This window comes from Inediibacterium massiliense, from assembly GCF_001282725.1.
GTDB lineage: Bacteria > Bacillota > Clostridia > Peptostreptococcales > Thermotaleaceae > Anaerophilus > Anaerophilus massiliensis.
The window spans coordinates 138,692-151,770 of sequence record NZ_LN876583.1; the positions used below are offsets into that span (position 1 = coordinate 138,692).

The following is a 13,079-nucleotide window of genomic DNA, read 5'->3' on the forward strand; positions in this document are numbered from 1 at the left end:
TTTCAACATATCATGGGGGAATCTTATGGCTATTCGTAGATGGAAAAAATCAAAAACGTTAGATTCATATGTTTTAATTTTTGTCATTTTAGTCATATTATCAGGGCTATCCTATATTATTCCAGCAGGAAATTATAAACGAATTGCTGATCCATTAACTCAGATTACCTATGTTCAACCTGGAAGTTATACTCAGATATCAAAGACTCCCGTATCTCTTTTTCAGTTATTTCGAGCCATACCACAAGGTATGATTACAGGATCAAATATTATTATTTTCGTTTTTATTGTTGGAGGAAGCTTTGGTATTATTAATGCAACAGGCATTATGAAGCGAAGTATTAATGCATTAGCTCAAAAATATCAGGGAAAAGAAAGCTGGATTATTCCTATTTTGATGACTGTATTTGCCTTCTTTGGGACAATCTTTGGAACAGCTGAAGAATTCTTACCATTTTGTCCAATTATTATAGCTCTATTTGTAGCCTTAGGTATGGATAAAATAACAGGTCTTGCCGTTGTTTTAATTGGTGGTTGTGTTGGATTTTCATCTGGTGTTTTAAATCCTTTTACAACAGGCATCGCTCAACAAATTGTTGAATTATCACTTTTTTCTGGAATCTCATTAAGGTTAGCAACATTTGTTATATTTTTATTGACCAGTATTATGTATGTTCTACATTATGCTAATAAAATCAAACAACCGAATTCAATGATAACAAATCAGAACAAATATAGTCTTAAAAAAATCGACTTTGCTACCATAGCCATATTAATCAGTAGTATTTTCTTTATTTCTTATGGTGTATTAGTACTACAATTTGATACAATTGATGTATCAACTATTTTTATCATAATGAGTTTAGCTGTAGGCATAGCCAATCGACTTAGTTCTAATCAACTCGTAGCCGAATTTGTTAAAGGAGCTTCATCGTTAGTTTATGGTGCTTTAATTATTGGAATGGCCAAGGCTGTATTTGTTGTAATGGAATATGGTCATATTTCAGATACAATTATTTACTATCTGTCTAATATTTTAAATGATGTTAATCCTGTAATTGGTTCTGTGATGATGTATGTTTTTCATACTATTATCAATTTATTTTTATCTTCGGCAACAGGACAAGCATCTGTTACAATGCCTATTATGAAAAATTTAGCCGATTTATCTGGGATTACAAGACAAACCGCTGTTCTTGCATTTCAATTTGGAGATGGCTTGTCTAATATTATTTTCCCAACATCTGGATACTTTATGGCCTGTTTAGCAATTAGTAATATTAAGTGGAAAGAATGGTTAAAATGGATGATGCCATTGTTCATTATATTAAGTATAGAAGCTTGTTTGGTTCTAATATTCTCAACAATTATTCACTATGGTCCATTTTAAATAAATATAGAGTAAGTAGGGAGTATGCTATGTCTGGAATCAATGAAAATAGTTTAGACGTTAATGTACTCAAGGCTATTGCAGATGAAATCCGTATAGATATTTTATATCTTCTTAAAGAAGAAGAAATGAATGTAAATGATCTTTCTGAACAATTTGATATTTCAAGGCCAACTGTTTCACATCATTTGCAGATTTTAAAACGAGCTAATCTTGTTTACGCTCGTAAAGAAGGAAAAGAAATTTATTATTCAATTAATATCTACGCGATTACATCTTTAGCAGAGAGTTTATTGAAATTTATTTCAATTTAAGAAAGGAGGAATATTAATTCATTATGTTTAACGCGTTGATATTATTAAACATATAAACATATATTGATTTAGAAGGAGGAGAATTTATGTTAGCTAAAACAAAAAAGAAAAATTTTCAGGTGCCACATGTCTATATTATCTTGTTAGGTGTGATTTTTATCTTCTCATTATTAACTTATATAATTCCTGCTGGTGAGTACGCTCGAGTAGAAGCACCCGATGGCAGAATGGTAGTTGATGCATCCAGCTTTAATTACATTAAACAATCACCTGTTAATATATGGAGTGCTCTGCAAAGTATTCCAAAAGGATTGAGTCAAGGATCTTCTATTATTTTCTTTATTTTTATTGTAGGTGGTGCTTTTGGATTGGTTTCTGAAACAGGAGCTATCAACGCTGCTATTGCACGATTATCAAGGAGAATGAATGGACGAGAACGCGCCTTAATCCCTGTTATTATGTTCGTGTTTTCATTGGGAGGATCCATCTTCGGTATGGCAGAAGAAACATTACCTTTTATCCCAATGGGAATCACGTTAGCAATGGCCCTTGGATTTGACTCCTTGACTGGAGCTGGTATGGTTTTAGTTGGGGCAAGTGCAGGATTTGCAGGTGCCTTTATGAATCCTTTTACAATCGGTGTAGCTCAAGGTATTGCAGGTCTACCTATCTTTTCTGGCATGTCCTATAGAATTTTTGTTTGTTTTGCTTTTTTAGTTCTCAATATTAGTTTCATTTATCTTTATGCCGGAAAAATAAAAAAAGATCCTACTAAAAGTTTAATGTACGATGTAGACAAAAAAAGAGAAAATACCTTTGATTTTAATCAATTACCTGAATTCACTATACATCATAAATTGGTTCTTTGGACAGTCCTTGTAACAATTGTATTATTAATTTTTGGAGTAATTCATTATGGTTGGTATATTACGCAAATAGGGGCATTATTCCTTGGCATGAGTATGGTAGTTAGTCTGGTTTATGGATATACCTTTAACGAGTATGCTCAAAATTTAGTTAAAGGAATGTCAGAATTAACAAGTGGAGCTTTAGTCGTTGGATTTGCAACTGGAATTTTAGTTGTATTAGACGAGGGACATATACTTGATCCTATCCTCTTTAGTATTAGCCATTCTCTAGCAGGTGTCCCTCCCACATTCACTGCATTAGGCATGTATCTTTTTCAATGTTTATTAAATTTTATCGTTCCTTCCGGTAGCGGACAGGCAGCCATCAGTATGCCTATTATGGCACCTCTAGCTGATTTATCTGGCGTATCAAGACAAACAGCTGTATTAGCCTATCAATTAGGAGATGGGATTTCTAATATCTTTACCCCTACATCAGGTTATTTTATGGCAGGTTTAGCATTAGCTAAAATTTCATGGGATAAATGGGCAAAATGGATTTTACCATTAATCTTATTAGAATATCTTTTAGGCGGAATACTTATAACAATTGCTCATATGATAAATTTTGGGCCATTCTAGTAAAAGGTTTTCCTCTATATTAGCTCATGATTCACCTTCGAATTTGAAATCATATAAAAACATTTTAAAATAATTGATAAGAATAGATATGAAAAAATATAATACATTCATTGTAATGTATTAATAATAAGAGGAGTGATTTTATGAATACAATTAAAATTATTAATGGAAAAATTCCTGACTTTAATCAAAGAAAATTTGTGCAACAAGATATTTTTATCCAGGAAGGAAAAATCACGGAAATAGGTAAAATTTACAGAGAAGCTCAAAAAGTTATTGATGCGCAAAATAGAATTGTTTCACCAGGCTTTATAGATATACATATGCATGAAGAAAACTTAATGGCAGAAAATTATAACTATGATATTGCAAACTACATGTTAAATATGGGGGTTACTACCTGTGCAGGCGGTAATTGCGGATTGTCTATGACACCGTTGATAGACTTTATATCTTTTGTAGAAAAAACAGGCGCTCCCACTAATTATATTATGTTTACAGGTTACAATAACTTAAGAGAGGAAGCCGGATATAACGATCGTTATGCTTCGATTGATTCATATGCTATGGGAAAAATTCAAAAATTAATTGAGAGAGATATTCAAGCGGGAGCAGTAGGAATGAGTTTTGGCATTGAGTATTCTCCTGGTATTTCATTTGAAGAAATAATAACAGCATCCCATGCTATTCCAAACACTGATTATCTGTTGAGCGCTCATTATCGCTATGATGAAGTACGATCTAAAGAATCTATTGAGGAAATGATTGAAATTGCAAATCAGACAAAAATACCCTTTCAAATTTCACATTTAGGAAGTGCTGCAGCATTTGGATTTATGGATGATTGTTTGGATACTATTCGAAAAGCACGCAATGAACATATTGATATTATGGCAGATTGCTATCCTTATGATGCTTTTTGTACACAAATTGGTTCAGCTGTATTTGATGAGGGATGTCTAGAACGTTGGCATAGAAATTATAATGACTTACTTTTAACACAGCCTCCTTATAAAAATCAACGTTGTACAAAAGAAATATTTGAAGATGCTAGAAAAAATTATCCAAATATACTTACAGTTGCATTTGCCATGGATGAAGAAGAGGTTATTAAAGCTTTGAAAGAACCTTTCATTATGATTGCATCTGATGGAATTTATACAAACGGTCAGGGCCACCCAAGAGGAGCAGGTACATTTCCAAGAGTACTTGGTCACTTTGTGAGAGAAAAAAATGCTATAGAATTACTGGATGCTTTAGAAAAAATGACAAAAATACCTGCTCAAAGATTAAAATTATTTCAAAAGGGAGAAATCAAAGAAGGTATGGATGCAGATATTACTATTTTTGATGATCAAACAATTATAGATCAAGCCTCTTTTGACAAACCTAATTTAAAGCCACAAGGCATTGATTATGTTTTAATCAATGGAAAAATAGCTATAGAAAACGGTATAATTATCCATAATGCAAATGGGAAAATTATCAAAAAAGTTTTATAAAAAAATTCGTATATTCCTCTCGGAATTGCTCATGGTCTAAGCGGAATTCTTTCATTTCATTCACAATTCAAGATCAAAGAACCAACCTTCATCAAAGGTTGGTTCTTTGCCTTTATTTAGATTGCATAAAAGATACTAACTTTTTCATTATTGATTCTTCTCTTTCCATTAATAGGTATGCTACCGGAATCACATATAATGTAAGCACAGATGAAACCAGCATTCCAAATATAATAGAATATGCCATTGGAGCCCATAAAAGTCCTCCTGATCGACCTAGTGGAATCAAGGAAATTACAGTAGTAATCATTCCAATCATAATAGGTCTAATTCTTGTAGCACATGCTTCTACAATAGCCTCTGATAAATTTTCATAATCATTTTTTACAAGCTTAATATAATCTAATAATACAATCCCATTGTTTACTACTACCCCCATCAAACTAATAGCTCCCAATAGGGCCATAAATCCAATAGGGTATCCTGTAATTTTAAGTCCCCATATGATCCCTATAAAAGATAGAGGAATGGTACCCATAATAATAAATGGTTCTCTTAAATCTCCAAATTGCATCACCAAAATTAAGTAAATAATCGCTACTGCAATCACTGATGGTACTTTCATAGATGTAAATGCATCATTTCTTTCTTCACTTGCTCCTCCAATTTCCATACTATATCCTTTGGGAAGTTCATAATTTTTTAGTCTCTTCATTACTTCCTTCTCTACAGATTCTATATTATATCCATCCTTTACAAACATTCCCACTGTAATAGTTCTTTTTGTATCTCTTCGTATAATCTTATTAAGGGCAAATTCATTTTTTATTTTTCCTATATGTTGTATTGGAATATTTTCTCCAGTAATTGTAGATGTAAAAAATAAATCCTCTAAAACATCTTTATTGTGCTTATTTTCATCTGGAATTTTCATAACTACTGATAAATCATCATCATCAATATTTTCTTGTTTTAATTTAGTAATTTCCATTCCATTAATGGCCATTCTTACAGTTCCTGCAATATCATAATTACTAAGACCTACAAGATTTGCTTTTTCTTCATTTACATTAACAGATAATTTATAAGAATCTAATCCAAAAGTATCTTGAACATTTTTACTACCTTCTATAGTATCTACTTGATCTTTGATATCATGTGCAATTTCTTTAAGTTTTGGAATATCTTCACCAGAAATTCTTACTTGTACTGGGAAATCTACTGGCATGGCAATTTCAAGTTTTTTGACATTGATTCTTGCCCCTGTTATTTTTTCATCTAAAGTCTTTTGAATACGTGCCATATCCTTTTGTTTTCCATTTACAATAATTTGTGCTTTATCTGTAGAAACTTTGTTTGGAATAAAAGTAATATAATATTTTAAAGGTCCTTCTCCTACTTTACTCATAAAAGAATCTACCGACTTATCTTCTAAAAGAATTTTTCCTATCTTCTGTACAATCTCTCCTGTTCTCTCTGAAGTACTTCCTTCTTGTACATCTACATCAATAACATATTGATCTCTCTCTACTGGTGGGAACAATTGAACACCAAGACTCGGAATAATTGTTAAACTTCCTATAAGCGCTCCTATGGCGACTAATAAAATCAATTTAGGTTTCTTAAGTCCAATAGCAAGACTTTTTTTATATTGTTCCAGTAAATTTGTAGATAACTTATCAATAGGAATGAACCTTTCAAGAGTTCTTTGGAATATATTTTTCTTTCCCTCTCCCTTAACTTTTAAGAAAGTATATCCTAAAGCTGGAACCATTGTAAGGGAAGTAATATATGAACTAAACAATGCAACAGATACTAAAATAGGAAGACTTTTTACAAATTTTCCTGCTACTCCTTGCATCATAGCCAGTGGCAAGAAGGATGCAATACTTGTAAGGGTTGAAGTCAAAATAGCAATTTGTACTTCTTTTACACCTTTTATACAAGATGTCTCTCTATCAAATCCCCTTTGCATATAAAGATACATACTATCATTGGCTACAATTCCATTTGCAACTAATAAACTCAAAGAAATAATCAAGGATGCAATGGATACTTGGTGGAGCTGCATATGTTGAAGCTTCATATATACAAAAACACTCATAATAATTAGTGGAATAGAACTAGATACTACAAGAGCACTTCTAGATCCCATTGCAAGAAGCACTACCAATACAACTAGCCAAATAGCAGAAATAAGATTATCTTCAAATAGTTTAATGGCATTATCTACATATTCTGCTTGATCAGTAAAATTAGTAAGCTCCATTCCTTCGTAGAGTTCTCCCTTAAACTCATCAATAATTTTATGTAGTCTCTTACTTGTTTTTACCATATTCTTGCCTTCAGCATATTTTACACCTATAGCAATAGCTTTTTCATTATTATAATTTACAAATATCTCTTTTTTTTCTTCTTTTTTAACAACTTCTGCTACATTTTTAAGATAAATTGGATTTCCAGTTTCAGAAATTCCTACAACTGTATTTTTAAGTTCTTCTACACTTTCATATTCTCCAGAAGTTTGAACAGGCACTTTAATAGCTCCTATCTCTAAATTTCCTCCGGGAATATTTACATTATGTGCTTTGATTAATTTTCCAATCGTACTTGGAGCAATTTTATATTGTTTCAATTTTGCCATATCTACATTGATATGAACTTCTTCATCGATTTCTCCATCTAAATCTACTGCCTTGACATCCGGATCTTCTTCTAATTGATCCTTTAATTCTTCTGCCATTGATTTCAAATCTTTATAAGTATAATTCTCTCCAGTTAATACCATCAAAAGACCATATGTCTCTGTAAAATCTGTTTCTACTTCAGGCTCCCATGCCTCTGCTGGCAAGTCTTTTTTGACTTGATCTACATCATCTTTTAATTCATCCCAAACCTCGTTGATTTTTTCATCACTTAAATCTATTAAGCTTACTCTTATGACTCCTACACTATCCATTGAAAAACTTTCAAGCTTTTTGATTTCAGATATTTCATTAATCTTCGTTTCAAGGGGTTTGATGATAAGCTTTTCTACATCTTCAGGGCTAGCTCCTGGATAAATACATTTGACCATAGCATCAGGAGAAACTACATTAGGATTTTCTTGCCTTTCCATGTCTCCATAGATAAACACTCCTGTAATGAAGACAAAAAAACAGATAAGCATTACAATACTTCTATGCTTTACGCTCCATTTTATCATTATTTCATCTCCTCTACATGTACAGCTTCATCATTTTTTAGTTTGAGTTGTCCTTCTATTACAATCTTCTCTCCTAATTTTAGCCCTTCTTTTATTTCTATTTTGTCATGAATAATATCTCCTGGAACTACCTTTCTTTTAGAAACTTTCTTTTTCTCAGAATCATATACAAACACAGCAGCTCCTTGTGGTGTATTTAAAACTGCATCTACAGGAACTAATACCGCCTTTTTCTTATCTAAAGGAATACGTACCTTTCCCATCATTCCTGGTTTTAACTTATGGTCTTTATTATCGATAATAATTTTTACTGGAAAAGTTCTTGTCTTTTCATCTGCTACAGCTCCTACTTCACTCACTACTCCTTCAAATTCTTTTTCTACTCCATATACATAAACTTTTGCCTTTTGCCCCTTTACAATTTTATTGATGCTTGCATCTGCCACTCCTATTTCCATTTCTACTTGATTAAGATTTCCAAGAACCATAACAGGATATCCTTGACCTACAGTTTCCCCAACCTCTGCAATCTTTTTGAGAACAATTCCATCGATAGGACTTGTAAGAGTTGTATCTGAAAGATCTGATTGAGCCTTATCTTTTGCAGCTTTTGCTTGCTCTAATTCTATTTTTGTATACACTTTAGCATCTAGTGCTTCTTGATATGTATTTTTTGCAGCTATATATTTTGTTTGTATTTCATCTAATTGAGCTGTAGAAATAGCTCCTTCTTCGTAAAGATTTTTCATTCTTTCATAATTCTTTTCAATTAAATCTAGTGCAGCCTTTGCTTGTTCAATCTTAGATGGTACTTGGCTATCCATTTTCATTCTTGAAGATTCAAGCTTTGCATTGGTTGCATCCACATTTAAGGTATAGTCATAAGCATCTAGTTTGATTAAGACATCATTTTTTTTAACTACATCTCCTTCTTCTACAAAAATATTAGAAACTACTCCTCCTGGAATTTTATATGCAATCTTTACTGTCTGAGACGGTTTGATATTTCCACTTAAATCAATTTCTTCAGAATAAGATTGCTCATTTACATCTTCTACTGAAACAGGTTTTAAACTATTTGCCTTCACCTTTTCTTCCTTTTTACCGCATCCTGTTAAAATCAATTGAATAGATAACAAAAAAGTAAGTAATATTGCTATTTTTCTTTTCATACTAGCTCCCCCTTTACAAAGTATTATTCCTCATATGTTCATTATAGTTGAATATCTATTCAACAGTCAAGAATTCCTACTTCTCACATTATCACTTTTCATCTATCACTAGACCATGTAAAATAATGTCTACCATATCATGTAAAGCTTCTCTTAAGGTAATATCATTTTTCATTAAAAAATTTCTATCTACTAATGCCATAATTGACTCTACTATCATTTGTCTTAAAATAACACTATTCACTTTTCTTAACTTTCCACTTTCAATACCCTCCTTAATAAGCTTTTCTTCAGGCTTCCATTCATTGACCCAACTTTGTACCATTCTCCATTGTTTAGGATAATACTGTTTCATTTCATAAAATTTACTAATATACATCAGTCTTGGATCATTAGGAAGAATCATAGCAGTTGCTTTTAATTTTTCAATAGGATCTAAATCTTTATTTTGTAAAATTTCATCTTCTTTTTCTTGTATCTGTTTAAAAAAATGTTCTATAATTGCTTCTATTAACGCTTCTTTAGAAGTGAAATTTTCATACAATGTTCTTTTACTTACTCCTAATCTTTTGGCCAAATCGCTCATAGTAAATTTTATTCCTTTTTCCCCTGTTTCTTCAATGGCTCCTTGGATAATTCTCGTCCTCATCCGCATCACTTCTTTCATGTATGTAATCATAAAACTATTTTAGTTTTTTCAGTACCAATATTATTCTAACACCCTCCTTCATTCCTGTCAAACAATATTTTCCTATTCATTATATACAAAAAAGATGAAAGAATATCTTTCATCTCAGACTGCTGACAAACTATTTTTTAGCAAAGTCATAAAAATAAGAAACATTTATTAAGAATTTGTGAAAATATAGAATAAGTAAGAAAATGATTAGCATTACACTGTTTGAGCATAGCGAGTTTGTAATGCTATTTTCGATCGTTTCTATATATTTTTCAAATTTGAAAATTTAGTAACGTTTTTTATGACTTTGTCTACAAACTCAGATCAAAGAATATCTTTCACCTTTAGAAATTTCATTCTAAAATATGGACATCATATATTTTCTTCATACAAGAAACAATCTCTTTTTCGCTTTCATAAAAAATAGTATTCCATTTCCACAAATCTTTATATAGATAAATTTCACCTACAATCACATTTTTACATTCTTTCGTATTTATGCTTTGATGTATATGAAAACTTCTTTCATTTTTTTGAATCTCTAAAGAAAATTCTAATTCTCTATTTTCCCTCACATCTTCATATATAGTAACTCCACAAACCATTTTTTTTATTTTTTCATCTATTTGATCCATGTGCATTTTAAATTTTCTTTCGTCTTCATCATAAAATATGCTCTTACAAATACTATAGGGTTGATTGTAAAAAATAATATTATTTTTATTCACTTGATTTTTTTCATCCATCATCCAAATCATTAAATCTATAGATGTAGAAATTTCATGGTCCATTTTTATAAAAACATCAAAAGGTTCTCTTATTTTTCCTAATTCTGCTTTCTGCCCTTTAATAAGATTTTGAATCATTTTAATCTCCACCTTCAAAATCAAATTGTAAATATAAAAAAACAATAAATTGATGTGTATGTGCATATTCTAAAAGCTCATATACAGAAAGCTCTTTATTTTTTTGAAAAAGTATAGTCTCCGTATCTACTTTTATAGAATATTCTAATGAATTTACATTATTTATAGGACAAATACAATCTTTATAAAAAGTTGTCCATAAATTTACTAAAAATATTTTTACTTCTTCTGAACATTTTTTATTCCAATGTATAAAATGAGTGATATATTTCTTTAATTTCTCTCTACTAAGAATCATTTGATTCATTTGTTTTTGTTCATATTGTGATAATTCTAAATAAGTATTTTTCCTTACCATTTCAAAATGTTTCTCGTCATGATCTTCTTCTATAATATACTCTATATCTCCCGAAACAATATATTTTTTCAATATTTCGCTATGATGATAGGCATGGTAGAAAAAATATTCCAAATCTGTACAAACTCTACTCATATTTTTAAAAATTTTCTTTGCAGAATCTGTAATAGGCTCCACCCTAAAATACCCATTAAACAATCCTTCCAAATGGTCTGAAATATGATGCACCTCTAATACAATATTGTCTTTTTTATTTTTAGAGTAGATTCTTAAAATTTTCAGTTCATCAATAGAATGGAATATATCCCTAAAATAGAAAATATGACTTTTCATATGAAAATCAGGATTTTTTAAACTGCTGATTAAGCTTTCTATCTCAAAATAAGATTTGATCCACTCTATACATTCTTGTTTATTCATTTTAATCCCCTTATTTATATTGACTTTTATACTCTAAAAGCTTTTGTTTCTGTATATTTTCAAGCTCTGTTAATTCTTTTTCTATATTTGCTCTCTTCATCTTTCCTTCTTCATAAATTTTCATAGACCCTTCAATAGTTTCAAGTAGCTTTTGATGGGTTTCTTTTAATGTCTCTATACTGATCACTCCTCTTTCACTTTCTTTTGCAATTTCTATGGTATTTACTTTTAAAAGCTCTGCATTTTGCTTTAACATATTTTCAGTCGTATCTGAAACCTTCTTTTGAATTTCTAAAGCTGATTTTTGCTTATTTAATGAAATAGCCAGAGCAATTTGGTTTTTCCAAATAGGAATGGTTGTTAGAATACTTGCTTGAATTTTACTTGCTAGTATTTTGTCATTGCTTTGCATAAGTCTAATTTGTGGAAGAGTTTGAATAGAAATTTCTCTACTCAATTTTAAATCGTGAATTCTTTTTTCTACTTCACTCAGTAGTTGTACAAAGTCATTGTATCTTTGTATATCTAACATATCTTGAGTCTTTTGGGCCTGTTCTTTTAAATTTACTAAAGTATTGTCCTTTAATTCTTTATACTTTAATTCTCCTGCTGCAATGTATAATTCCAATTGATGAAGATATTCCATATTTTTTTCATATAAAATATCTAATACATTTACATCTCTTATGAGTTCTTTCCTTGCTGTATCTAAAGATATTACAATTTTATCTACTGTTTGGGTCACATTTTCCACCTGAATTTTGGCTTTTTCTATACTATTTCTAAGTTTTCCGAAAAAAGGAATATTACTCATAATAGATTTTTTTTCTTGAAACTTTTCTATATCGATTTGCTTAATAGTAGTTAACAGAGATGTAAGATCACTTCCAATATGTCCTGTATCTTTTGTTTTCACCCCTTCTAATATACCATCTGCAAACTTTGCAATGTTTCCTTGTATTTCCATTCCAAAGTTTCCTATACTGTTTGTCTCTTCCATTGTTATTTCTCTTTTTAAATCCTTTACTCTTTCTAATTCCACTTCATTAAATTTATTCAAATCCATAGAACTATCTCGTTTTTTTTCTAAAGCTAATTCTTTATTTTCTTGTCTTTGAATTTCTGTCACGTTCTTTTGTTCTGCTTCATTCAATAGATCCTCAAAGCTCATTTTAATCTCCTCCATTTAAAAGTCTGATTGAATCAAATCTCGTATGGTCTTTAAATCGATCTTTAAATTTATTTTTTTTTGTTCTTTTATATTATTGATAGTTTCATAAAGTTTTTGATTCATCTTTTCAATCGTATGAATCAGTTCTTTTTTTAATGTTTTATCTTCCTCATAAGCTGTTACAATCTCAGTAATCATAGGAATGTATTTAAAAAATAAAAGCTCTTGTACAGACATGATTTCTTCTTCATTTTCTTTATAAAATTCTATAACAAACGTATAGTATGATACAAAAGAATACAAACTTACAAAAATTTGTTTATCTTTTTCTTGATATAAAATATTTTCTATATTCTCTAATGCTTCTTTTGCCTCATCTATGCTATTATGGTTATCATTATTATTTTTTATATGATTGTCTTGGTTTTTTCTTTTGAATAGATGAAATATTTTCACCACATCCTTTTTGAAATTGAAAGAATTTTCTACTATATTATATCAAATCCTGCAAA

Annotated in this window: 11 protein-coding genes; 4 read left to right on the plus strand and 7 right to left on the minus strand. The window is 30.3% G+C overall.

Annotated elements, in window-relative coordinates:
- Nucleotides 1-25 precede the first annotated feature (25 nt).
- The 4 genes from BN2409_RS01005 to BN2409_RS01020 all read left to right on the plus strand — a co-directional run bounded on the left by BN2409_RS01005 (nucleotide 26) and on the right by BN2409_RS01020 (nucleotide 4,696).
- A complete protein-coding gene (locus BN2409_RS01005; RefSeq protein ID WP_053954799.1) occupies nucleotides 26-1,390 on the plus strand; it encodes a YfcC family protein in 1,365 nt (454 codons plus the stop codon).
- A gap of 29 nt (nucleotides 1,391-1,419) precedes the next feature.
- Nucleotides 1,420-1,704 carry an ArsR/SmtB family transcription factor gene (locus BN2409_RS01010; RefSeq protein ID WP_053954800.1) on the plus strand — a complete coding sequence of 95 codons (285 nt, stop codon included), beginning with the start codon at nucleotides 1,420-1,422 and terminating at the stop codon, nucleotides 1,702-1,704.
- 86 nt (nucleotides 1,705-1,790) lie between these two features.
- Nucleotides 1,791-3,194: a YfcC family protein gene (locus tag BN2409_RS01015; protein ID WP_053954801.1), complete on the plus strand. Its 1,404-nt coding sequence runs from the start codon at nucleotides 1,791-1,793 to the stop codon at nucleotides 3,192-3,194.
- Between the two features lie 143 nt (nucleotides 3,195-3,337).
- Entirely contained in the window at nucleotides 3,338-4,696 is a 1,359-nt protein-coding gene (locus BN2409_RS01020; RefSeq protein WP_053954802.1) for an amidohydrolase family protein, read from the plus strand.
- Between the two features lie 112 nt (nucleotides 4,697-4,808).
- Here the strand turns inward: BN2409_RS01020 and BN2409_RS01025 are convergent, their stop codons facing one another.
- The 7 genes from BN2409_RS01025 to BN2409_RS01055 all read right to left on the minus strand — a co-directional run bounded on the left by BN2409_RS01025 (nucleotide 4,809) and on the right by BN2409_RS01055 (nucleotide 13,023).
- On the minus strand, nucleotides 4,809-7,901 hold the full coding sequence (locus tag BN2409_RS01025; protein WP_053954803.1) for an efflux RND transporter permease subunit: 3,093 nt from the start codon (nucleotides 7,899-7,901) through the stop codon (nucleotides 4,809-4,811).
- The gene (locus tag BN2409_RS01030; RefSeq protein WP_053954804.1) at nucleotides 7,901-9,073 is read right to left on the minus strand and encodes an efflux RND transporter periplasmic adaptor subunit; all 1,173 of its coding nucleotides are present in this window, start codon (nucleotides 9,071-9,073) and stop codon (nucleotides 7,901-7,903) included. The genes BN2409_RS01025 and BN2409_RS01030 overlap by 1 nt, the downstream gene beginning before the upstream one ends.
- A 91-nt stretch (nucleotides 9,074-9,164) precedes the next feature.
- Nucleotides 9,165-9,722 carry a TetR/AcrR family transcriptional regulator gene (locus BN2409_RS01035; protein ID WP_053954805.1) on the minus strand — a complete coding sequence of 186 codons (558 nt, stop codon included), beginning with the start codon at nucleotides 9,720-9,722 and terminating at the stop codon, nucleotides 9,165-9,167.
- Nucleotides 9,723-10,105: 383 nt separating this feature from the next.
- A complete protein-coding gene (locus BN2409_RS01040) occupies nucleotides 10,106-10,618 on the minus strand; it encodes a TerD family protein (RefSeq protein ID WP_053954806.1) in 513 nt (170 codons plus the stop codon).
- Nucleotide 10,619: 1 nt separating this feature from the next.
- Nucleotides 10,620-11,396 (minus strand): hypothetical protein, encoded by a 777-nt coding sequence (locus BN2409_RS01045; RefSeq protein WP_053954807.1) that lies wholly within the window; start codon nucleotides 11,394-11,396, stop codon nucleotides 10,620-10,622.
- A gap of 10 nt (nucleotides 11,397-11,406) precedes the next feature.
- Nucleotides 11,407-12,567 carry a toxic anion resistance protein gene (locus BN2409_RS01050; protein WP_053954808.1) on the minus strand — a complete coding sequence of 387 codons (1,161 nt, stop codon included), beginning with the start codon at nucleotides 12,565-12,567 and terminating at the stop codon, nucleotides 11,407-11,409.
- A 15-nt stretch (nucleotides 12,568-12,582) separates the two neighbouring features.
- On the minus strand, nucleotides 12,583-13,023 hold the full coding sequence (locus BN2409_RS01055) for a hypothetical protein (protein ID WP_053954809.1): 441 nt from the start codon (nucleotides 13,021-13,023) through the stop codon (nucleotides 12,583-12,585).
- Nucleotides 13,024-13,079 lie beyond the last annotated feature (56 nt).

Bases quoted from the DNA above. Each gene is read 5' to 3' on its own strand.
- BN2409_RS01005 (WP_053954799.1), top strand. From the start codon at position 26: ATGGCTATTCGTAGATGGAAAAAATCAAAAACGTTAGATTCATATGTT.
- BN2409_RS01010 (WP_053954800.1), top strand. From the start codon at position 1,420: ATGTCTGGAATCAATGAAAATAGTTTAGACGTTAATGTACTCAAGGCT.
- BN2409_RS01015 (WP_053954801.1), top strand. From the start codon at position 1,791: ATGTTAGCTAAAACAAAAAAGAAAAATTTTCAGGTGCCACATGTCTAT.
- BN2409_RS01020 (WP_053954802.1), top strand. From the start codon at position 3,338: ATGAATACAATTAAAATTATTAATGGAAAAATTCCTGACTTTAATCAA.
- BN2409_RS01025 (WP_053954803.1), bottom strand. From the start codon at position 7,901: ATGATAAAATGGAGCGTAAAGCATAGAAGTATTGTAATGCTTATCTGT.
- BN2409_RS01030 (WP_053954804.1), bottom strand. From the start codon at position 9,073: ATGAAAAGAAAAATAGCAATATTACTTACTTTTTTGTTATCTATTCAA.
- BN2409_RS01035 (WP_053954805.1), bottom strand. From the start codon at position 9,722: ATGAGGACGAGAATTATCCAAGGAGCCATTGAAGAAACAGGGGAAAAA.
- BN2409_RS01040 (WP_053954806.1), bottom strand. From the start codon at position 10,618: ATGATTCAAAATCTTATTAAAGGGCAGAAAGCAGAATTAGGAAAAATA.
- BN2409_RS01045 (WP_053954807.1), bottom strand. From the start codon at position 11,396: ATGAATAAACAAGAATGTATAGAGTGGATCAAATCTTATTTTGAGATA.
- BN2409_RS01050 (WP_053954808.1), bottom strand. From the start codon at position 12,567: ATGAGCTTTGAGGATCTATTGAATGAAGCAGAACAAAAGAACGTGACA.